Consider the following 22443-nt stretch of genomic DNA (forward strand, 5'->3'; position numbering starts at 1 on the left):
CGCCCACAGCGACCCCTACGCATCCGGACACCGCGGCGACAACGAATCCCGCCAGCGCGAAGGAAGCGGCACACCTTCTTCATCTCGGGTCCTTGGCAGGTTCGGAAGGAAGCGCGCTTCGCAATCCGGATAGCGATGACCAGATCAATGCCGCCAGCGCTGCCGCGAGAATGAGGATCCCGGAGACTGCCGGCCACTGATAGAGCGCACTGAGCGGGAGTTCGACGATGGCCGCCAAGAAAACCGAGCTGGAACCATGTTGTCGGTACGGGCGCCCTGCTCATCGTGCCTCTTCTCGTGTGCGGTGCGGCGCACTTCCAGAACGCCGCGTGAATGTGGGGTGGGCGCACTCATCGCGTCACTTTCTTCTCCGCTCTGGGAAAGGGCTGCCACTCCCATGTATCCGGGGTGGCCGGGGTACGTCTATTCGTCGAGGAACAGCACTTTCATCGACGAATGGAGTGTGGTGTCCGGCGGGGGCGTCTCCCACGTTCCGGGTACGGGCAAGAACACCATCTTGCCGCCGTGTTCCGTATTCACGCACCAACGGGAAAGCCCTTCGCGCTTTGCGTGATAACTCGTCTCCTGGTTGCGGAATCGAAAGTGGATGTCCACCGCCAGCGGCGCGGGTCAGGTCGATTGTCAGGTGCTTGGGGCATGTTCATCATCAGCTCCGCTTCTCGTTCGAACCGGCAGGATCGGCGGTCGGGGGGTTCCACATCAACTCCGCTGTGGAGGAGCGTCCGGACAACGAGAGTCGGGCCGTAAAGTTGTCCCGGAACGACGGCGACATCGCTGTGCTCATGCGGTATTCCTGATCGGCGCAAGCATTTTCGGGAGTCCGCAGGAAGGATTTTCCTAATCCAGGCGTACCGATGATCGGAGAGTCCTCTGGTATCGGGGCGCAGGAAGGCTGGGCCCCTGAGTCGAGGTTGAAGCGGAATGTACGGCCTGCTCGCGCGATGCGTTCGTACTGCGTCAGAGAGTCGTTGGGTGAAGGTGTAGCCGAGTCGGTCATAGTCTCCCCTTGGGTCGTCGTGGTGTCGGGTCAGCGGAGGGTGGATGCTGCGACGGTCATCCATAGGTCAGAGACGGTGGAAGTTGTTGTGGCCCCGGCGTACTGGATCCAGTGAAGGACTTCACTGCCTGTCACCGTCTCGGCCGGTGACAGGCAGCGGCGGCGATGACAGGACGATCCCGGCTCGTCCGACGAGTGCCGGATCGACAGCGGACGTCGATGTCGATTGCGCTGCTTTGAAGCGGGAACCTGCGGGTAGGCAACGTAGTTCGTATTCCTCGAAAGCTGCGCTGGCACGGTCGGCCATCATTTTTTCGATCTCGGCCTGCACCCGCTCGGCATATCCCGGTGTGTCGTGCTTGGGGTTGGCGGCGGAGAGTCCGATCGCAGATTTGTTGTTTTTACCCATGATCAGGTCTCCCTCCCAAGGACCTGAAACCGCACGGTCCTCGATCGACTCCGGCCGATCGGCGATCAGGATTTTGTCCGGTATGTAGTGGACACTGCTCGGCACCCGGCCGTGCGACGTCCGATGCGCTCAACCTGTCCGAAGCGCTTGCAGTACTTCTTTTTTCAGTGCACCTTTCGACTGCACGTAGACGGCCTGGTAGATCGTTTCGTGGGATACGTGCATCTCCGGTTTGAATGGGAACCTCACAGTGAGCATCGCGGAGATCGAGGCCGATCGCGATCTCTTCTCGATCTGTCAGCGATAGGAACCGCCCGCTGTTCACCCGTTCCCGGGTCGGTGAACGGCGGCGGACGATTCCATCGCGTTTGTCGATCCACCGTTGACCCGTGGGTTTGGTGACCCCGGCGGCTCTTGCTGCCTTCTCGATCGATCTTCCGCTATCTGCATGGCGAAGAATGTAGCGACTTGTCCTTCGCTCGCGGCGACCCCAGATCGACCTATCTGTCATCTCCCCAGATCAGGGCCGTTGCAACCACCGGTTGAGCCCTCCCTGAGACTACACTATACAACTCCCTAAATCGAGAAAGCAGGCCATTCTTTTGGTCCGATGTTCATCGATACGCGATACCTGTTCATCCCTCGGACAATGAAGTCGTAGAAGTTTCACCCGACCTTCCCTCATCGAACGAGCGATCAGTCAGGCACGCGATGGAGCACCTTGAACTCACTGGGAGTAGTTCACGAATTTCGGATCGACATCGCGCCTGGTCGCGCGCCGCTGGCGCTTTTAGCACCCTTCGTCACCGATGGAAGCCGCAATGTTGGCAAAAATGCCACCACATTAAAAGCGGCTAGAACGAAGAAGGCCATGCGGTATCCGTTGGCGATCTCGCCAACCGAAACGCCGTCGCCCACCACCAAAACCATCGTAGTACTCGCGATTGCAATTCCAACAGCGCCACCAAGCCGGCGCCCGACGTTGAAAATTGTCGACGCTTTGCCATTCGATGCCGATGAAATCGATGTGAAAGCTGCAACCTGGGTCGAAAGAAAAACGACTCCGACGAACACGCCCGTACAGAAAATACATACCGCGATTGCCCCCAGGCTTCCAGCGAAACACACGTATCCCAGCGCGGCGACTGAAACACTGGTTCCAAGCAAACCCAGTGGCATGACAAACTTCGGCCCGAAACGCCGATACAAGATCCTGCTGGACAATTGGGATCCGATCAGAACTCCGAGTGACTGCGGGAGCAACATCAATCCGGTCGTCAAAGCGCTTGCATGCCGTCCATCCTGCAACATCAGCGAAGTGACGAAGACCGAACCGATGAATACCACCGAGACGCTGGTGATTCCGATGGTACTCGGCCGGAAGAAGTTGTCCGCGAATAGCCTTGCCTCGATCAGTGGGTCGTCACGGCGTAGTGCGCTCAACACCATCGCGACGAGCAGGGTGACCCCGATCGCGCCGCTGGCGAGCACGGGTGCCGATAGCCAGCCGAGGTGGGGTCCTTGGGACAGCGCGTACATCGACAAACCCAACCCGCCGGCTGAAAGAACGAATCCCCATGCGTCGAATTTACCCTTGATGCGTTCACCTGTATCGCGAACAAACAGCAGGCCGAACACACAGGCGAATACGCCCACAGGCACGTTAACGAAGAACACCCAACGCCAGGACAGATTGGTGACTATCAAACCTCCGAGGGTAGGTCCCATCGTGGGTGCGATTGCCGTAGCGATGGTAATCACCGACAAGGCACGAACGCGTTCTTCAGGCGCAAAGGTACGCAGAACCATCGCCATTCCGACTGGCGTGAGCATTCCTCCCCCGGCGCCCTGGATGGTTCGGTAGGTCACAAGCTCGCCGACGCTGCCGGCGAATCCGCACATGATCGATGCGCCGGTGAAGATGACAACCGCAGCGAGGAGCACCTGTTTATTGCCGAATCGATCACCGAGCCACCCAGACGCCGGTATACAGATGGCCAAGCTGACCAAGAACGCAATGGTTATCGAGTTCACCGATGTGGATGGCACTCCGTAGGCCGCGCCGATGGAGGGCAAGGCCACGTTGACGATGGTGGTGTCCATTGTCGAGAGGAAGATGACCGCGACATAGACTACCGAAACTGCCTTCGTATGAGCGACTTTCATACAGCAGCCTCTGATCTGTCGGCGAATAGATGCGCTGCCAACTCGTCGAGGAGGTCATCAGCACTGCGATCGAGGCGCGGGTTCGTGGTCAGTGTCCCGTCATCACCTAGTGCGCGGGCGATGATCGGAATGTTCACCGATCGCGCGGCGGGCAGCATTCCGAGCGACGACACGACGGGAATAAGGCTGTGGATGGCTCGGGCCCCAGCGGCGGCACCACCGTATCCGACGAAGCCAATCGGTTTTCCGTGCCATTCCTTGCAGAGAAAGTCCAGAGCGTTCTTCGTCGCCGCGTTGTATCCGTGGTTGTATTCCGGTACGACGAAGATGAAAGCGTCTGCCCGCTGAACCGTTTCACTCCACCGGATGGTGTGTGCGTGGGTGTAGCGTCCTGCCCTCGGGTGATTTGGCTCGTCCAGCAGCGGCAAATCGACATCGGCAAGATCTACCAGTTCAACGGCGAAGCCTCCATGGGCGATCGCCAGATTACGCACCCAGGTGGCGACGGCGCTTCCTGCTCTACCTGGTCGGGTACTGCCGATGACGATCTGGAGTAGACAGTTATTCACGAATATTCCTAGTGTGTGAGTGAGCACGGCGCCGGAGCCGCAGCTGGCCAGCATGAACAGCGAGGCCAGGTTCTGTATTGACCGAGCCTCACGAAGTCGTCAGTTCTGCTGCCAGGCCAAGGCGCGGCGTTGGAAAATCCCCACAATCGAGCTGAGGGCGACGACCATGGCGACGATGATCACGATTGCCGCGAAAAGTCCTGCAGAGTCGAACTTTTGGGTAGAAGCCATGGCGTAGTAGCCGAGGCCCTTGTCGGCGGATACGAATTCGCCGGCGATGACTCCAATCATGGCCATGGACACACCGATCCGCAGTGCGGCAAAGAGCGGTACGCTGACCGACGGAAGTACGACCCTGCGAACGATATACAGGCGGGAAGCACCCATCACTTTCGCGACGTCGACAAGTGGCTGGGGGACGTTGCGCATGCCCTGGTACACATTGTTGAAGACCAGGAAGAAAACTATCATCGCGGCGATGGCAACCTTGGATCCGATACCGAGGCCGAACCACAGGAGAAACAGCGGAGCCAGAACCACTTTCGGAATACCGTTGACCGCGATAATAATGGGCTCAAGGACTTCGCCGAAGAACTTCACCGAGCCGATGAACCAACCGATGAGTGCGCCAGCCGTCGCTCCGATCGTCCATCCGTAAATAAGTTCGGTGCCGGTGGTGATGATGTTCTCGTGCATCGTCGAGTCGGTAATCGAGTTGGCAAGTCGTTGGGCGACTGCGATCGGATTGCTGATCAGGAAGTCGTCGACGAGCCATCCACTCGCGAGCTGCCAAGCGACGAGAACGAGGAGAACGAACGCTACTCGGGTGATTCTGACGACCATAGCGCGGTGGCGGGGATCGTCCATCAAGCCTGTCTTCGGTCCGGGAGCAGACGTTGGCGCAGCTCCCGCCGCAGGATTTCTGTGGGCGGGTACCTTGACGTTGGCGGTGGTCATTTCGCAGTCTCCCTGATCGCGATGTCGTTCTCGAGCAGCTGCCAGAGATCCCGGCGAATGGACTTGAATTCGGGTAGATCGGTCACGTTGTAGACGTCGCGGGGGCGGGGGATCTCGATGTCTACGAGAGCGTGCACAGCACCGGGACGTCCGGTCATCACGGCGACTCTGTCCGAAAGGGCGATCGCCTCGGTGAGGTCGTGCGTGATGAACACGACGGTTGTACGTAAACGCTCCCAGAGATCGGTGACCGTCTTCTGCAGCGCAGATTTTGTGATCGCATCCAATGCCCCGAATGGTTCGTCCATCAACAGCACCTTCGGCTCGAAAACCAAGGTCCGAGCGATCGAACATCGCTTTTGCATACCGCCGGAAAGCTGCCGGGGGTAGTGGTTCTCGAAGCCTGTCAGTCCGACGTGAGCGAGCCACTCTTCAGCCCGGCTGATCCGTTCCTTTTTGGACACCCCTCGAATCTCCAACGGCACCATCACATTCTCGATTGCTGTCAACCAAGGAAAGAGGTTGGAATCCTGTGTGATATAACCGATGTCAGTCTGGATCAAATCCCGGTTCTCGTGCAGCAATCGGATCTTTCCGCCGCTGGCATCGACCAACCCTGCTGCCACATTGAGCAGCGTGCTTTTGCCGCATCCGCTGGGCCCTACGACGGTGAAGAATTCGTTTTCGCGCACGGTCAAGGAGATGTTTTGCAAGACCGTCATCGCGCCACCGTCGGGCAGTTTGAACGCGTGAGTGAGATCCTCGACGACGAATGCAGGGTTTCTCGTCAACAGACTGTCGCTGGTGACCATGGGTAGGTCCCTTTCTGGTACGTGGCTTCGATCCAGTGTTGTTCGCGGGGCGGAGTCATGGCTCAAGGACTGGATTGAAGGCCGCGTTGACTTGTTCTGGAGTCGGGGTTGAGAACATGCCCATGCCTCCGAGTACGTCCACGCCGTTGGCAAACTCGGCTTTGGTTTGGGTGGCGTTGGGCGCCCACTGGTACATCGGCATGGATTCCTTAAGAATGTCCGCCGGAACTGACATACGATCCTGCAGCTTTTCTGCAGCGTCGACTGGATTCGCATTCAGGTAGTCGTTCGCCTGACCAATTGCCGCGCAGAACTTTCGAACCTCGTCAGGATGCTCATTCGCGAACTTCGTCGAGGTCGCGATCGTCGAGTAGGCGACGTTCTGCATCTCGTCAAACAGAGACGAATCCTTCATGCTGTAAATGATCTTGCCCGGCGCCTGAGACATCACCAGCGCCGGCTGGGGCTGCGGCTGGAAGATCACTCCCACTTGTCCGTTCTGGAAAGCAGCGGTCGACGAAGCTGCGTTGGTCATCGACAGGACGCCGATACTGTCTGGTGCCAAGCCGTTCTTCTTCAGCAATGTCTCGAGCATTTTTGCGCCGGGATTACTCGCTTTGCTTCCTGAAACCGTGATGTTCTCTCCTTCTAGAGCAGAGAGCTTCTCTCTCAGCGTCATATCGTCCCTGAGACCGCGGGATTCCCAGACTTTGTCGCTGACGGCCATCACGTAGGACGGATCGACCTGCATGATGCATACAGCCTGCAAACCGACATTCTCGGTTGCAGATTGGATCAGAGTTGTCGTGTTCACTCCGCCCATGTCGATGTTATCGGCGGCGATCTGAAGTGACGCGTTCGCAATTTCCTTCAGTTCTACTGTCAGTCCTTGGTCGCTGAAGTAGCCCATCTCTTCTGCTAGCAGAAGGGGGGCCGACGCGGGTGCGGCGATAGAAAATGACGCTGTCACATGATCTTGCTTGCTCGAACCTCCGCTACAGGCAGTGGTGGTTACCGCGAGTACGATGACTGCAACTGCGACACCGGATGCTCGACGGCAGCGCGACACTCCGCCGCCAGCCCTAGTCAAGTTCGTCATAATGCCTCCATTTCTGTTTCTCGATCGATCTCGATGTAGGGAATACTCTTAGATCCTTGTTACAGAGCGCTTTCGGAACGGCTGATGTCTAAGGCCGTCATCGCGCGTGAGGCCGGCTCAGAAGGGATGCGGTTGGATCGCGCCTTGAAGTGTCAGCCACTGGGCTTCGGTGAATGCCTCGACGTTCGCTTCCGGTCCACCGAATCGGGATCCGGTTCCCGAAGCGCCTACTCCGCCGAAGGGTGCGAGGGCCTCGTCACCCACCGTTTGGTCATTGATATGAACGATGCCGCTGGGAATTTGGTCCGCGAGTGCTACTGCACCCATCACGTCGTTACTCAAGATGCCCAGGGAAAGACCGTATTCTGTGGCATTTGCCAGAGCGATGGCTTCTTTCTCGTCGCTGAAGCTGATGACCGGTGCAACAGGACCGAAGACTTCCTGTGCGTATGCGGGCGTGGCTTGGGTGACGTTTGCCAGGACGGTGGGTCGGTAGAACAAGTCTTCGTAGGTTCCGCCGGCGACCAGTGTGGCTCCCGCTTCGACACTGGAAAGAACCAAATTGTGGATCTTGTCGCGCTGGCGCTCGTCGATGATCGGCCCTAGCGCCACTTCGTGGGTGGACGGATCTCCGACCGGAAGTCGATTTGCCTTGTCCGCCAGCCTCTCCAGGTAGCTGTCGAGAATGTCCTTGTGGACGATATGACGTCCGGTCGTCATACAGATCTGACCTTGATGAAGGAACGATCCCCACGCACCGGCCGACGCGGCAAGGTCCAAATCGGCGTCGGGCATGACGATCAGGGCCGAATTGCCGCCTAGTTCGAGATGTGCTCGCTTGAGATGGCGCGATGCGAGTTCTCCGACACGCTTGCCGGCAGCAGTAGATCCGGTGAAGCTGATGACCCTGACATTCGGGTCTTCGACCAATGCTTCACCTACGTCGACGCCACCGGGGAGCACGTGGAGAACGCCGTCCGGCAGTCCAGCCTCCTCAAATATTCGCGCGACTACGATTCCGCCCGAAACTGCAGTTCTCACATCGGGTTTGAGGATGACCCCATTTCCGAGAGCCAGAGCGGGAGCTACGGATCGTATCGACAAGACCAACGGAGCGTTGAACGGTGAGATCACTCCGACAAGACCGACCGGTCTCCGGCGCACCAGGCTCATACGGGATTCGGCGCTGGGGATGATCCCCCCTATTGCGCGGGAGGCGAGTGCCGCCGCCTCGTAACATTCTTGAGCTGCCGCAGTGGTTTCGACCGCTGCCTTTGCTGGGATCGCTCCCGCCTCGCGGACGAGCCAATCCCCTATCTCTGCGGCGTGCTCCTCCCATAGCTGGCCTGCTCGGCGCAGAACTGCAGCGCGTTCGGTGTACGGTCGTGACGCCCATGCGCGCTGCGCCTGCGTCGCGCTTCGAGCGGCCAGGCTCACATCTTCGGCTTCGGCGATGCCGACCATACCGATGACTTCACCTGTCGACGGTGAAACGACGTCAGCGTCACCACCTATAGAGTTTATCCAGCTTCCACTGAAAATGTTTCCGTCCCAGAGATTTTCGTTGAGAAAAGTCATGTCGTTTCCCTTGAATGGTTGTAAGTCAGAGATTTTCGGAGGTCACGGTGATGTCGAGCAGGAGCGGCTCACGCCTGCTCGCGAGGTCGGGAAGCACTTCATCGAAGGTCAACAAGAGCTCGTCGTATGTCGTCACTCGCCGAGCGGGGCAACCCAGTGAGGTTGCGAGTTCGGTGATGTTGACGTTGGCGAACGGTGGCCAGATCGGTTTTCCACCGGCATCGCCGGCCAGCTTGTCCATGATCGCGTAGCGACCGTTGTTGAGGACGATGTACAGCACACCGCACTCGTATTGCGCCGCACTCCAAAGTCCTTGTACCGCATATAGTGAAGACCCGTCGCCGATAACGGCAACGACGGGCCGGGTCGGGTCGCCCATACGTAGCCCTGCGGCTGCGGGCAGGGCGAATCCGAGGCCTCCCATCGCCGCGCTGACAAAGCCGCGGGGAGCCCGGGCTGGAACCAGTCGGTGCAACTCGGGTCGTGTCGAGGGAGTCTCCTCCACGACGACGGTGTCTTCCTGAATTCTTTGTGCGAGGGCGGAGAATACGTGTGACGCGGTCATCCCCTGGCCCTTTACGGGTGCCTCTACTGACAACAAGGTCCGCAGTGTCGGTGTCCTGTTGCTCGGACGAATGCGAGAGTTGATCGCCGCGCATGCTGACGCAGGTTCCGACAGAAGTCCGATCAATGCGTGGCTGTGATGGAGTTCCTCGGCGTCCTCGGAAATCACGATTATCGGCATACCCTCCGGGACAAGGGGCCCCGGTTCGTACCCATACTGCCGGAAGGCTCCGGCGCCGATGACGATGGCGACGTCGTGATCCGAAAGGGTGTGCCGAAGTTGCGAACGCCCTGCAGGCAGATGCCCGGCGAACTGTGGGTGATCCTGAGGAAAGCCGGCACGCGAACCGAACGCCTCCTGCCACACCGGAGCTCCGATGCTTTCCGAGAGACGAATCAGCTCGGACCAGGCCGAAGGGGAGTCGGCGCCGGCGCCGACCACGATCACTGGTTTCGAAGCCGACTCGAGCAGATCCACGATGTTGGCGACGACGCGGCTTGCGTCGTGCGGTGCGCGCATGATGTGCAATGGCCCGACAACCGGGACTGTCACGTCGAATTCGGCATCCCAGTCGTCCATTGGAATGATCACCAGTGCTGGGCCGCGTCGCTCGATGGCTTCGTGCCAGGCACGTCTAATCGCGCCGGGTACGTCTTCGGGGCGTCCTGGCTGGTGCTCCCATACCGGATAATCACCCGCCAGTCCCGCAAGTCGACCCGCTAGAAACGGCTCGTTGGCCAGATGTCGGCGATCCTGTTGCCCGACGAGAACGACCAGGGGGGCGCGGTTCGCGCGAGAAGTCGCGAGTGCACCGACGGCATTTCCGAGGCCGGCTGCGGTGTGTAGCAGGACAAGTGCCGGCTGTCCGGTGGCAATGGCATGGCCGGTCGCCATACCGACCACCGCGCCCTCGTGTAAGGCGAGAACGAACTCGAAGTCGTCCGGTAGGTGCACCAGTAGTGGTACTTCGGTGGAGCCCGGATTGGAGAACATCCTAGTCATTCCGCATTCGCGCATGACCTCGAACGCCACATCCCGTACGGGGGTCACTTCGACCCGCCAAACGTCAACGTAGTCACTGCGCCGTTCGCATTGGGATGATCGGCGGTGCGGGCACTCGCGGCGTCAGCCACAACATTGAACGCAACAGCACCGAGCCCATCGATCTCGCCCCGTATGCGATCTCCGGGGACGATAGAAGTCACACCAGGTGGGGTTCCAGTTGACAGAATGTCTCCGGGAAACAGCGTCAGTGCTTCGGTCAGCCACGCTAGCTGCTCGGGGATCGGATTGAACATCTCCGCTGTGCTGCCCTGCTGCACGAGTTCTTTGTTGATCCACCATCGGATACCCAGGTCGTGCGGATCTCCGATTTCATCGGCCGTCACGAACCACGGTCCCACGATGCCGAAAGTGTCGAAGCCCTTACCGCGGTCCATCTTGTTGTTGTCGAGTTCGGAAATGTCGCGAGCGCCGGTGTCGACGAACAACACGTAGCCGGCGACCGAGGCCATCGCGGCTTCTGCCGTCAGGTGACGACTCCTCCGTCCGATGACGACACCGAGCTCAATCTCCGGTGCAACGCGATTGCTGATCGACGGGTAGATCAAGTCGTCGTGGGCACCGGAAACAGCACCCGCGGCCTTGAGAAAACCTTGCATACCCGCTGGTCTGATCCCACTCGCGGAATCATTTTCGGTGACATGCTGACGTGGGTAGTTCGCTGTCATTCCCCATATCGTCGATGGGCGGCCTACTGGTGAACCGATCTTGTACCTCTGATCTGACCAGCAGCAATCCAGGTCCAAGGTTCCCGCGAGCGCAGCAGCCGCTGACCAGTCGTAGACCGATCGGAACAACGACAATGTCGGATCATCGACCAACGCATCTGCCAGCGTGGACGGAATCGAACGACCCGCCCTGGCGACAGCGTCCTCGCGGTGCACACCTCCTGCCATCAGCTGAGATGAATATGCCGCCTGCACGTCGACGACAGCTCCGTTGACAAGTTCGGGAAAGCACAAACGATCTCCGAAATACGTGCGCCGTGTTGCGAGCTTCACTGCAACCGCCTCGCTGGCTCCGTCGAGCTCTTAGAATTCAAGTCAGGACTCCGTTCGATTCCACATGTTCGAAAATTTGCACCACTTCCCCGGAAACTCCTGCGGCAGAACTTGGTGTCGAGGACGCTAACTTCGGACGAAGGCCACGATCAAGGGAAAGGCGAGGGTTTTCTGCGATGTCGAACAACGAGCCTCATGACGCCGTCAGCAAATCGCTAAGAGCATTGCTGGTGCTCGCTACCCACGAGTCGATGGGCGTCAGCGAATTGAGCCGAGAGTTGGACGTCGCAGCTTCGACCGCGCACCGCTTGCTCAACATCATGCGGCTACACGACTTTGTCGAACAGAACATGCACAATCGTCGATATCGTTTGGGCCCGGCCGCGCGTAAATTAGGTGAAACATCCTACAGAGATGGACATCTCGTTGCCGCGGGTCGACCTCATCTGGACAACTTACGCAACCTCGTCGATGAAACCGTCAACCTTGTCGCACTCGACGGAACGGATGCACTTTTTCTCGATGGAATTCAGTCGAGACAACATTTGAGAGTTGCCACGCGAACAGGAGCACGTTTGCCAGCCTACGCAACTGCTGGTGGAAAATTGCTGTTGTCGCGACTGCCCCGAACATTCGTGCACAGTCAATTTCCCATCACGTTGGACCGGGTAACCCGCTTCACCATCGCCGATCGTAATCAGCTCGAGATCGAACTGGAGCAGATACACGCGCAGGGATTTGCCATCAATTTCGGCGAGCATCTCGCCGACGTGTGCGCGGTCGCTGTCCCCGTCCTCGGGATCCATGAAGAGCCGATTGCCGCATTGACGATGGCCGCGCCCCTGAGCCGCTGGACCAGGCGGCGGTTGGCGGCGATGGCCCCAACCTTGTTGGCGGAAGCTGCGGCAATCACCCGAGATCTTCGGACAATCGACTCTTGATTTCGACGAATGACACGGCAGCAGGCGCCAGCGAGACGCCTTCTTTCGGCACCCCATCCCTAACTCGGCTTGACCTGGCGTTCCTACGCACCACCTATGGACACCGGAAGCCTTACACGTCAAGCTTTCGTTTCCATGACCCCGAGGTCAGTGGAGCCGCGCTCCGACACGGACATTCGCGCTGAGCCAGGAGGAGAGGAATTTCGACAACGCGGGATCGTTCCGGCGTACCTGCTTGACCACAGGCGCCGTATGCAACCGCTCCAGCACCACATCATGGTATTGCCGAATCAAGTTCATGGCCAGAGGTTTGTCACGGTTGGCGATCGCCCCGGCGATCTCCATCCTCTGTCCATGCATTGTGCCGGCCAGCCGTATCCATCCTCTCCGATTTCCTTGGGACAATTCCACCGCGAGGCCGATCTGAAATTCGGTCAAAACGCGGCACAGCGCCGCCACCACGGGATTGTGGGAAATCCGCGACAGAGTGGTGAAGAATTGAATAACTGCCTCCGCGGATGATCCGATGTCCGGATGCTCAGCCGAGTTCTCAGCTGCATCAACCAGTTCCGCGATTTCGATATCCGTGGCGCTCTCGACCGCGAGTTCGACCGCGTACACATTTAGCATGCGCAGTAGCCCGATCACGTCGACCGCGCCAGCCCCGTCGAATTGCACAACAGATGCGATCGACATCGCCAGCAAAAATGACCCGTCGGCCCTGACTGTGGCACGGCTCCCATTACGCGCGTTCAGAAGCCCCATCGCGGAGAGAACCCGCACCGCTTCCCGCACCGTCGGAACACTCACACCGTACTGCGAGGCTAAGTCACGCTCCGAAGGCAGGCGCGCCCCGTCCTCGATCACTCCACTGAGAATCTGCCCTCGGAGATCGTCGACGATCTGGTCCGCGACGCGATTACGGTGCACGTTGACATTCGACACAGGCAGCGGCATGTCGTAACTCCCCCACGATCAGTCCGACCTCGACGGCCGGAAACGACAACTACAGCACAGATCTTTCGAAACACTTTCTGACACTTTAAGACCCAGGTTTTTCGGCGATGCGGAAAACCGCACAAGTTTCCTTGACGCGAAACCTATCAGATAGGTTGACTGCTCTTGTCGAACGCGAACAGCTGAAGTGTGCTGACGCGGATACACGACGCATAGCCAAGCGGCTCCGGACCTGTTCCATCTGGGCCGCATGAACGCCACGGAGGGCGCATGAAAATCACACCATTCGACGAAAACGGCTTCAAGATGGACCACCCGAGGGGCACTGTGTCCTTCAACTACCTCCTCATGGGCGGTGAGCCGGAAAAGCTCGAAAACTTCCGCTACATCCTCGGACGACAGGAAGGGGACTTCTCGATGCCCCGGCATCGTCACACCTTCGAACAGATTCGCCTTCCCCTCATCGGAGACATGAATCTCGGCGAACAGGGAATCCTCAAGGAAGGGGAAGTCGGTTACTTCCCCGAGGGCGGCACCTACGGCCCTCAGAACGATCCACTGACAGATCCGAATCAATTACAACTCGTGCTCCAGTTCGGCGGAGCGGCCGGACTCGGCATGGCGGCAGCGCGCGGACGCGGACCGGAAGCACGACGCGATGGAGTAGTGTTCCGCCAAGAGCGCACCGAGGTCACCTTTCCACGGCCCCGGTACAAAAACGTAGTGATCATGGACCCGACCGTCTACAACTGGATTCCTGTCGAGGGTGCGCCCGGCGTTTCACGGCGCTATCTCGGCGCATTTACCGAACGCGCATTCTGGATCGAATTCATCAAGATCGACGCCGGCGCGACGTGGACGAACAAAACCGATGCGGGTCGCCAGCTCATGGTTCTCATGTCTGGCCAGGGAACTGTCGACGGCACCGGAATCGGCAAGCTCGCAGCTCTACAGGTCGAAGCGAAGGAGACACTATCCTTCACCGCATCGGAAGAAACCGTCATTTACAACGTCGGCCTGCCGATGATAGAGCTTCCTGAAACTCCTTCCGATCAATTCGACATCGTCCGTTCCAACGGTGGTATCGATTTCGAGAGAAAGAGCAAGCCAGCAACGGTCTGACACCTCCAACACTGTTTCCCAACGAAGGAATACCATTGTCTCTTTCTCTCGACCAAGCATCCGACATCACCGATGCAGCTCTCGCGAAAGCTCGCGAACTCGGTCTTCGTCCCTTGTCCATCACCGTCCTTGACCCGGGTGGACACCCGATCGTCGTCAAGCGTGAAGACGGCGCCGGCATACTTCGTCCAGATATTGCACATGCGAAGGCGTGGGGAAGCCTCGGTACCGGTCAAGGCGGCGCGGCCGGTGCACGCCATGCAACACGAGACCCGGCATTCTTCGCAGCCTTGGCTTCCATCTCTCAGGGCCGAATCGCCTCCTCGGCCGGTGGCGCCCTCATCCGCGATACCGAGGGAAACCTACTCGGCGCCATCGGAGTGAGCGGGGACAAGCCCGACAACGATCAGACAGTCGCCATCGCCGGCGTCGAAAAAGCCGGATTGAACGCAGACATCGGCTGATACGCAAGCCGAAAGCGATAGGGAAGCGGCGCCACTTACCAAGCAGCGCCGCTTCCTCCGTTGAGAGACCCACACCGCATCCAGGGAGATCGCCTCCCTCGCTTGCGGAAGTAGTAGAACGCCTCCGCCCGATGATCCTTGCCGAATCGACAGATTTGAGCGTTGCAATCGGGCTGCCACGCGCAAGGCTGGACAAATTCGTCGCGTCCGTCGTCAGGTTGTCCATCTAAAAGCGCTTGGCGCACTCTGCGGTTCCACCTGCACCCCAGTTCATCGCTTTCACCGATATCGCACCGGTGGCAATGCTCGACGACGACACAGAAGCATTCGGCCAGTTCGTCCGCCAAGTGTTGGGGCCATCGGCAGTGGACACGGTGCGCAATACCGAACTGCGAGAACCTCTACGCAACTACCTGGCCTACCATCAATGTCTGGCTGCTGCAGCAGAGTCGATAACCCTGCGTCGCAATATGATTCGCTACCGAACCCAGCAGAACATCGACAAGTTCGGCATCCGATGAAGACATCAGTTCCTATGCGCTGACGTCCGCGCTTGAAATCTGTCGATGGTTCGGAAGGGCTGTGCTCTCTCGGGCGAAAGCACACACCGACACCTTCGAACGAATTCACAATCATACCAAGTAGAACAGCCATAACCTGGATATGTCCAAGTTAGCGGCGTCGAGCACCTATCGACGGTACCGATCGGCGCGACTATGCTCGGCTGTGTCGGCCCAAGCGCTGTTAGCCGACGCATATACCGTCAACGCCGCCAATCTGACGCAGGTGAGGTCACCTGTCGGCGAGGTACTCAACCGCACCCCCGACGACTATCTCGGCGACCAGAAAACATGCAACTCAAAGGTGTCCCCCGGCCCGTGCCGTATTTCGGTTTACGTTGATCGAAAGGCCGGTTCGGAGTACGCACGTCCGTCGTCACCGAGATTCCAGCAACCCCACCTCTCCCCGCTCGGGGAACCCCGAGCCGTAAGGACCGATTCAGCCCTCCGGGCCGAACGGGCAGTTGGTCGGGACGACGAAGCCATGGATGCCCGACCATGGGTACGGCTTCGTCACGGCGGCCGATGGCGATGAGGTTTTCCACATCTCGAGGCGAGCACTTTGTACGACGAGGACGTCGAGCATCTAAGACCACTCAAGTCCTGTTTCTTCCCGCCGATGCCGCCGAGTCCGGGAAGTCTCGGCGAGTCTTCAGCGCGGTCGTCATGGGTCAGGAGGCCGAGGGCAGAATGTCGTTCATTCACGCGCGCGCTCACACTTGCTCCGTTCTGACCGAGTCGTCGACGACGATGCAGCGAGATCCATCGTCGATGCTGCGGCCGTGGTACCTGTTCAGGGACTGCGTGGTACGCGGATGGTTGGGCCAAGGCGCGGTTCGCCTCGGTTAGAGGATTTCACCAGCCGAGGTGGTGCTCTCCAGCCCGCAAACTGGATCAGGCTGTCCGCGACCCGGCGTCTTCAGTTCCTAGTCATGCCGGTAGCAGGCCGCATGTCGTCGTACTGTCTGAGCTGCGTGCGGCTTATCCACGGATAGACGGAGGATGTTGGTTGCTTCGCCAACAGACGTTCGCGACTCGCGCTTGTAAAGGGACTCCGTTTGTTGCGGGACCCGCAGTTCGGCGTCGATGACATCGGACATTCAATCGACGTCACAGCCCGCTCCTTCAGAGGTGATGGTGGTGCAACTTTCGGTGAGGTTGGAGGCGAGATTCCGAAAGCTGAGCGCGGCAAAAAGTCTTCGTACACGATAAGAAACGCAAGGAGAAAATCTCGTCGGACGAGCGTGCCGATATCCCCATACTTGATAGCTATCTCGGTGGACTGGCGGTGCCATCAACCGCTGACATGTCTGCAGAGTAAGTGAAGTGAGCAGGTCCTCCACGGCGTCCGCCATTCCGGCCAACCATGCCTCGGTAGCGACATCTCGCCGGGATGCGCCGCCAGAATCGTGTGCCACTTCCTGGTCCGTCTGCGCCATGAGTTCGTAGTAGAGTTCTCGGCCTACTTCGCTCAGCGCGATTCCAGGCGCCCCACCTGGCCGAACCCGACACGCAAATCGCCTTCGGTCTCAGTTCCGTCTTCCTCTCGAAACTTGCGGTCCAGCGAATACTCGGACCGACGTCTGCCTGGGAAGTCCTTCCAGGCCGTTCCAGCGCGGCGGTCCCTGAATCTGGCCGGACATCTCGATTCCGGATTTCCGCATCGACCGGTACAGATCATCGATGTTGAGGACACGAGGAGTCAGATAATTTATGTGAGTCGTCGTCACTGCTCCGATATAGTCGGCGACGCGGAAATCCGCTCCAACTCCATGTACAAACTCCGGTCCACCAGGGGAGAGCGCGAAGGATGCCATAGCCAGGCTCAGGAATCATTCGACATCTGAATCCCCATAAATTGGTTCTTCGGAAGAAGATTCGCGTAAAGATGTGCGATGTTCCACCAGGGTGCACAGCACGTGCAGGTCTACCGAGTTGTGCACGAATGGAGTCGAGGTGCGGTTCAGTCGACCGCGTCGGCCCAGATACGGTCGACATCCAACTCGACGAATCCCTGCTCGCGAGCAGCCTGCGCGACGAGAAGCTGCCCGGTGGTCACCAAATGAATGCGCATGGCCTCGACAGCGTCGTCGGCCCGGCCGGCGACGACGGCCTCGATGATCGGAATGTGTTCGTTGTCGATGTCGGTCAACGATCGAGATCGATCCGCCGTCGACACTCCCAAGAGTCGGGTCGACTTACGGAGTCCGGCCACGATAGTTCTAGATCTGGCGTTCCCGGCGCATTCGAGCATGTGATCGTGCAGCAGCAAATCATGTACAGCGAAACTCTTTTCGTCGCCGGTTGCCAAAGCAGACCGCATCAACTGCATCCGTTTGCTCAACACCTCGTGCACGGCCGCCGTCGCGTTCACCGCTGTGCGGCGTACCGCGGGAAGCTCGAGCGCCAGCCGAACGGCGAAGATGTCCGCGATCTCCCGCGGGTGTGGCAACAGAATATAGAACCCTCGCCTGGCCTCGAAGCGGATGACGCCGGCCTCTTCGAGCGTGAGAAGCGCATCGCGGACCGGGGTCCTAGACACACCCAACTGCTCAGCTAGCTGATACACGGAATACTTGACGTCCGGCTTCATCCGACCGGCATCGATGGCGATGCGTATCGCCTCCACGACCTGATCCATGCGCCGTCCAGGAGAACTAGTCAGATATTCGAGGTGCAGGTCGGATGACGTCACGTCCGGAACTCTATCAATCAGACAAACTTCTGCGGCATGCGACAACACGCGAATTCGTTCCGTAGCATGCTACGGACTGGTAGCATGCTACGCATGGTTTCTCCGCATTCAATGGCCTCCCTACTGCATCGCAACGGGGTTGGCGACGTTCACGTGGACGGCACCCACCGAGCCGCATATTCCTCCGACGCCTCGCTCTACCGCGTCATGCCGTCCGCGGTGGTGTTCCCACACGATGCCGATGATGTCGCGGCGGTTATTGAAGTATGTAGAGAGCAAGGCGTTCCGCTAACAGCCCGCGGCGCCGGCACGTCCGTCGCGGGCAACGCAGTCGGCACCGGCGTGGTGCTCGACTTCAGCCGCCATATGAACCGTGTACTCGCGGTCGATGCGCAGGCTCAAACCGCGGTGGTCCAACCAGGCACCGTACAAGCAATCCTGCAGGCTGCTGCAGCACCTCACGGAGTCCGGTTCGGGCCCGACCCGTCGACTCATACTCGCTGCACGATCGGCGGAATGATTGGCAACAACGCCTGCGGCTCGCGAACTTTGGGATACGGACGAACATCAGACAATGTCACCGGCTTGCGGGTACTGACCGCGACTGGGGAGAAGCTGCAACTGACCACCGGTGTCGGAGGATCCACCGTGACACGACCGCGGTCGGCTGTACTCGACACCCTACATGCCGTCACAGGTTCAGGCCTTGCCACCATTCGCACCGAGTTCGCCCAATTCGGTCGACAGGTTTCGGGGTACGCGCTCGAACATCTGCTTCCTGAGAACCGATTCGACGTGGGGCGGATGCTCGTCGGAAGCGAAGGAACTCTCGCAGTGATCACCGAGGCCACGGTCAGGTTGGTCAGCGACCCACCTCACCGAATCCTCGTCGTTCTGGGTTACCCCGACATCGCTGTGGCTGGAGACGCATCCCCGACGGTTCTGACGTTCTCACCGACCGCATGCGAAGGCATCGACTCGCGAATCGTCGACGTCGTCCGCGAACGTCGGGGTGCCTCTGCGGTTCCACCACTGCCCGGCGGCAATGCCTGGCTGTTCGTAGAAGTGGTTGGCGATACGTATGCCGAAACTCTCGCCAACGCAGAAGCAGTTGCTCGCGGATGCGGCGCGGTCGACTCACTCGTCGTCACCGACACCACTCGTGCCGCTGCGCTATGGCGCATTCGTGCCGACGGCGCCGGTCTCTCGGGGCGCAGCCCCGCGGGTCTGCCGGCACACGCGGGATGGGAGGATGCGGCAGTTCCCCCCGAACGTCTCGGCGACTATCTCCGCGACTTCGACGTTCTGATGGACGATTTCGGTGTCACAGGCCTGCCCTACGGTCATTTCGGTGACGGCTGCATGCATGTGCGCATCGACCTGCCGCTGGACAAACCTGGAGGAGTGGACGTCTTCCGCCGATTCCTGAATGCTGCCGGCGAACTCGTCGCCGGTTACGGCGGATCACTGTCCGGTGAACACGGTGACGGGCGAGCACGCAGTGAACTGCTACCACTGATGTACTCACGCGAGGCGCTAGATCTCTTCGCTGCGGTGAAGTACGCGTTCGATCCCGACAATATCCTCAATCCAGGCGTCGTCGTCGACCCCCGACCACTCGACGCCGATCTGCGGGTTCCCGCGGCTCCGCTGATTCGCCGCGACCTAGCCCTGGCCTACCACCACGATGGCGGTAACTTCACCCAAGCCGTACATCGATGCACCGGTGTCGGCAAGTGCCGGGCGGACAACACCTCAACCGGAGAAGTGATGTGCCCGTCGTACCAAGCAACTCGCGACGAGAAGGATTCCACACGCGGTCGAGCGCGAGTGCTTCAAGAGATGATCAACGCCACCGCCGTCACCGGCGGATGGCGGTCACTGGAAGTGCACGACGCACTCGATCTGTGCTTGTCCTGCAAAGGATGCGCCTCGGACTGTCCGACCGGGGTCGACATGGCCGCCTTAAAATCCGAAGTCCTGCATCAAAGCTACAGAGGACGGATCCGGCCACCATCGCACTACTCCTTGGGTTGGCTACCACGATGGGCGAAAGTCGCCAGCAAGGCACCAAAAACGGTCAATACGCTTATGGGTCTTCCCGGACTCGGGCCGCTCGCGCTGTCGACCGCCGGTGTCGATCAACGACGCACCATCCCGCCCTTCGCTCCTCGCACCTTCCGCGACTGGTACGCAACCCGCAGTGACCATCCGCGCTCGGGTGATCCGGTGACCTTGTTCGTCGATTCGTTCACCAACTACTTCACCCCCGACGTCGGAATCGCCACTGTCCGAGTTCTCGAAGACGCGGGCTACAGTCCGCGCCTGACAGAGAAACAGCAATGCTGCGCACTTACCTGGATCTCCACCGGACAACTCGGGGCAGCCAAGAAGATCCTCGGCCGCACGGTCGGGGCACTCGCGGCAGGCAGTGGACCGATCGTCGGTATCGAACCCTCTTGCACAGGTGTACTGCGATCGGACGCAGTGGAACTGGTGAACAACAACGCAGCACGACAAGTAGCCGACTCGACCCGCACCCTGGCCGAGCTCCTGACAGACCGCGGATGGACTCCGCCGTCCTTGGACGGTACTAAAGTCGTGGCACAGCCACACTGCCACCATCACGCTGTCATGGGCTGGAGCCCTGATGCGCAGTTGCTGGAGAGGGCAGGCGCCGAGGTCCAACGTCTCGGCGGATGCTGCGGACTCGCAGGAAACTTCGGAGTCGAGAAGGGACACTACGAGGTATCTGTCGCTGTAGCCAAGCAACAACTACTGCCGGCCGTGAACGCTGCAACGCCTGAAACGACGATTCTCGCCGACGGGTACTCCTGCCGGACTCAACTGTCCGATCTCACCGACCGGAGAGGACAACACCTTGCACAACTATTGGCATCGAGGATGATCGATCGCCACGATTGAGACGAACGGCTAGATACGCATGGACAGGGAATCAGACCGATAAGATTTCCCTGTCCAGCAATGTATGCGAAATATCTTGCATCGCAACAATATTGTGTAGATGCGCCATCGAGAATTAGAGTAGGCAACCAACGACGCCACTATGTCCCTGGCCATGATGCACCGACGGATGATCTGACACCACGGCGAGTCAACGCGCGGTCGAGATCCGCCCTTTCACGTTTCAATGCCAGATCACGATCTTGCGATCTACAGCCATCGCTCTGATGCGGCACCTGACAACCAGGGCCGGCGCTGCTCACCAAGTGGCGCCGATGACCTATCCCCTATTGTACCACCAGAAGGAAAGTCGACATGCGAAACCACTTCACCGCTGCCGTTCTACCTCATCCCCACAGCTCGAGCGCGCTGCCAGGTACTGAACACGCGCAGGCGCTATGCACTCGATAGCGGTGAGCCCTACGGGGTGTGGGGTGGTACGACGCCGACCGAACGGTTCTCAATGGTGGAATAGTGACTGCGGGACGACCCCAGCTACCGCTAACCAGCAGCCGATAGCTACAAGGCAGTCGATGTGTGGCACATCACGTTGTCGATAATTTTCCCGTTCATGAAGTCCTGCCTTCTCGCGGTAAGTGTCAGGAAACTGGTCATGGTCCGCGCTGCTGCACTTCTACAAGTCGCAACGGAACTGCGATGTCGACGATTCCTGAATGCTGAACCACCTTGGTCCCGCGAGATTGATCCATCTGCGGCAACGCTGGGAGCGTTGATGATTCCCTCACGGCAACGCTCCCACATCCTATCGAGGATGTGGGAGCCGATCTCACAGATCAGGTGTACACCGAAAACACTGGTGCGGGCCGAGAATCGGCGATCGGAGAAGGCCGGAAAGCCCACGACCGTGGCAGCGACGTTCGCGGCCCGGATCCAATTGGTGCCACCGAAGATCCGGAATACAAGGGCATGGTCGAACGCGCCAACGGCTACCGAAAAACATCATTTTTACCCGGCAGAGAATTCACCTCCCAGGCCGATTTCAACACACGACTCCAGGACTCTGGCTCACGCCCGCAAATATCCGCACCGTGAGGGGCTATCTGTGGCTGACCGGTAGATCTGCTCACCACCGACGTTGCGACGATGATCGAACTGCCACCGCTAGTTCTGTCGATCGGACTCAGCCATCGGATCCGGTTAGCGCGGGACTACTACGTCCGTATCGACGCCGCCGACTACTCGATCGAACTGCGAGTAATCGGCCGATCGATCGTAGGCCAAACATGCGGTCATCACCGATCCCGGTCACGTCGATACCGCAGCGCAACGGCTCCGCGGATTCTCATCCGAACGGGCACACCGCGCTGCCGCGGCCACCCGTCATGCTACATGCACTGCCGGACTACGACGCTCTTATCGGCGTTGATTTCGACTCCACTCCGACAACAGTGATGACTACGCCATGACAACCACAACGGCGAAGACGAAAGCGGAGGCCCAGACAACCGCAGCAGTGTGGTAGGACCCCGTTTAGTGAGTCACT

21 protein-coding genes and 1 pseudogene are annotated in these 22443 nt (G+C 59.3%); 8 read left to right on the forward strand and 14 right to left on the reverse strand.

The window, feature by feature from the left end:
* Window positions 1-79 precede the first annotated feature (79 nt).
* From ACFWEM_RS31395 to ACFWEM_RS31445, 11 genes are all read right to left on the reverse strand, one after another.
* Entirely contained in the window at window positions 80-238 is a 159-nt protein-coding gene (locus ACFWEM_RS31395) for a hypothetical protein (RefSeq protein WP_378539587.1), read from the reverse strand.
* A 429-nt stretch (window positions 239-667) separates the two neighbouring features.
* Window positions 668-805, reverse strand: coding sequence for a hypothetical protein (locus ACFWEM_RS31400; RefSeq protein ID WP_378539588.1), 138 nt, complete (start codon window positions 803-805; stop codon window positions 668-670).
* Window positions 806-1139: 334 nt separating this feature from the next.
* The gene (locus tag ACFWEM_RS31405) at window positions 1140-1427 is read right to left on the reverse strand and encodes a hypothetical protein (protein WP_378539589.1); all 288 of its coding nucleotides are present in this window, start codon (window positions 1425-1427) and stop codon (window positions 1140-1142) included.
* Window positions 1428-2168: 741 nt separating this feature from the next.
* Window positions 2169-3593: a DHA2 family efflux MFS transporter permease subunit gene (locus tag ACFWEM_RS31410; RefSeq protein ID WP_378539590.1), complete on the reverse strand. Its 1425-nt coding sequence runs from the start codon at window positions 3591-3593 to the stop codon at window positions 2169-2171.
* Window positions 3590-4162, reverse strand: coding sequence for an NADPH-dependent FMN reductase (locus ACFWEM_RS31415; RefSeq protein ID WP_378539591.1), 573 nt, complete (start codon window positions 4160-4162; stop codon window positions 3590-3592). Before ACFWEM_RS31415 ends, ACFWEM_RS31410 begins: the two co-directional genes overlap by 4 nt.
* Window positions 4163-4261: 99 nt before the next feature.
* Window positions 4262-5119, reverse strand: a complete 858-nt coding sequence (locus ACFWEM_RS31420) for an ABC transporter permease (protein ID WP_378539592.1) — start codon at window positions 5117-5119, stop codon at window positions 4262-4264.
* Window positions 5116-5931 carry an ABC transporter ATP-binding protein gene (locus ACFWEM_RS31425; protein ID WP_378539593.1) on the reverse strand — a complete coding sequence of 272 codons (816 nt, stop codon included), beginning with the start codon at window positions 5929-5931 and terminating at the stop codon, window positions 5116-5118. Before ACFWEM_RS31425 ends, ACFWEM_RS31420 begins: the two co-directional genes overlap by 4 nt.
* Window positions 5932-5986: 55 nt before the next feature.
* Window positions 5987-7030: an ABC transporter substrate-binding protein gene (locus ACFWEM_RS31430; RefSeq protein ID WP_378539594.1), complete on the reverse strand. Its 1044-nt coding sequence runs from the start codon at window positions 7028-7030 to the stop codon at window positions 5987-5989.
* 117 nt (window positions 7031-7147) lie between these two features.
* Window positions 7148-8608 (reverse strand): benzaldehyde dehydrogenase, encoded by a 1461-nt coding sequence (locus ACFWEM_RS31435; protein ID WP_378539595.1) that lies wholly within the window; start codon window positions 8606-8608, stop codon window positions 7148-7150.
* Between the two features lie 25 nt (window positions 8609-8633).
* Window positions 8634-10223 (reverse strand): thiamine pyrophosphate-dependent enzyme, encoded by a 1590-nt coding sequence (locus tag ACFWEM_RS31440; RefSeq protein WP_378539596.1) that lies wholly within the window; start codon window positions 10221-10223, stop codon window positions 8634-8636.
* On the reverse strand, window positions 10220-11236 hold the full coding sequence (locus tag ACFWEM_RS31445) for a fumarylacetoacetate hydrolase family protein (protein ID WP_378539597.1): 1017 nt from the start codon (window positions 11234-11236) through the stop codon (window positions 10220-10222). Before ACFWEM_RS31445 ends, ACFWEM_RS31440 begins: the two co-directional genes overlap by 4 nt.
* Before the next feature lie 176 nt (window positions 11237-11412).
* On the opposite strand from ACFWEM_RS31445, the gene ACFWEM_RS31450 reads away from it, so the two are divergent.
* On the forward strand, window positions 11413-12177 hold the full coding sequence (locus ACFWEM_RS31450) for an IclR family transcriptional regulator (RefSeq protein WP_378539598.1): 765 nt from the start codon (window positions 11413-11415) through the stop codon (window positions 12175-12177).
* A gap of 147 nt (window positions 12178-12324) precedes the next feature.
* On the opposite strand, the gene ACFWEM_RS31455 is transcribed toward ACFWEM_RS31450, so the two are convergent.
* The gene (locus ACFWEM_RS31455) at window positions 12325-13134 is read right to left on the reverse strand and encodes a FadR/GntR family transcriptional regulator (protein WP_378539599.1); all 810 of its coding nucleotides are present in this window, start codon (window positions 13132-13134) and stop codon (window positions 12325-12327) included.
* 270 nt (window positions 13135-13404) lie between these two features.
* Between ACFWEM_RS31455 and ACFWEM_RS31460 the strand changes: the two genes are divergently transcribed.
* The 3 genes from ACFWEM_RS31460 to ACFWEM_RS31470 all read left to right on the forward strand — a co-directional run bounded on the left by ACFWEM_RS31460 (window position 13405) and on the right by ACFWEM_RS31470 (window position 15241).
* The gene (locus ACFWEM_RS31460; RefSeq protein ID WP_378539600.1) at window positions 13405-14256 is read left to right on the forward strand and encodes a hypothetical protein; all 852 of its coding nucleotides are present in this window, start codon (window positions 13405-13407) and stop codon (window positions 14254-14256) included.
* A 35-nt stretch (window positions 14257-14291) separates the two neighbouring features.
* On the forward strand, window positions 14292-14720 hold the full coding sequence (locus ACFWEM_RS31465; RefSeq protein ID WP_378539601.1) for a heme-binding protein: 429 nt from the start codon (window positions 14292-14294) through the stop codon (window positions 14718-14720).
* A gap of 236 nt (window positions 14721-14956) precedes the next feature.
* Window positions 14957-15241, forward strand: coding sequence for a hypothetical protein (locus ACFWEM_RS31470; protein WP_378539602.1), 285 nt, complete (start codon window positions 14957-14959; stop codon window positions 15239-15241).
* A gap of 1568 nt (window positions 15242-16809) precedes the next feature.
* Here ACFWEM_RS31470 and ACFWEM_RS31475 read toward each other — a convergent pair.
* Entirely contained in the window at window positions 16810-17097 is a 288-nt protein-coding gene (locus ACFWEM_RS31475) for a 2-oxoadipate dioxygenase/decarboxylase family protein (protein ID WP_378539603.1), read from the reverse strand.
* Between the two features lie 146 nt (window positions 17098-17243).
* Window positions 17244-17975, reverse strand: a complete 732-nt coding sequence (locus ACFWEM_RS31480; protein ID WP_378539604.1) for a GntR family transcriptional regulator — start codon at window positions 17973-17975, stop codon at window positions 17244-17246.
* A gap of 84 nt (window positions 17976-18059) precedes the next feature.
* On the opposite strand from ACFWEM_RS31480, the gene ACFWEM_RS31485 reads away from it, so the two are divergent.
* The 4 genes and pseudogenes from ACFWEM_RS31485 to ACFWEM_RS31500 all read left to right on the forward strand — a co-directional run bounded on the left by ACFWEM_RS31485 (window position 18060) and on the right by ACFWEM_RS31500 (window position 22366).
* Window positions 18060-20900, forward strand: coding sequence for an FAD-binding and (Fe-S)-binding domain-containing protein (locus tag ACFWEM_RS31485; protein ID WP_378539605.1), 2841 nt, complete (start codon window positions 18060-18062; stop codon window positions 20898-20900).
* 226 nt (window positions 20901-21126) lie between these two features.
* The gene (locus tag ACFWEM_RS31490) at window positions 21127-21414 is read left to right on the forward strand and encodes a WhiB family transcriptional regulator (protein ID WP_378539606.1); all 288 of its coding nucleotides are present in this window, start codon (window positions 21127-21129) and stop codon (window positions 21412-21414) included.
* A 629-nt stretch (window positions 21415-22043) separates the two neighbouring features.
* Window positions 22044-22160 (forward strand): annotated as a pseudogene (locus tag ACFWEM_RS31495) (hypothetical protein); the annotation flags it as partial.
* A gap of 23 nt (window positions 22161-22183) precedes the next feature.
* On the forward strand, window positions 22184-22366 hold the full coding sequence (locus ACFWEM_RS31500) for a hypothetical protein (RefSeq protein WP_378539679.1): 183 nt from the start codon (window positions 22184-22186) through the stop codon (window positions 22364-22366).
* Window positions 22367-22443 lie beyond the last annotated feature (77 nt).

Source organism: Rhodococcus sp. NPDC060176, from assembly GCF_042728675.1.
GTDB lineage: Bacteria > Actinomycetota > Actinomycetes > Mycobacteriales > Mycobacteriaceae > Rhodococcus_F.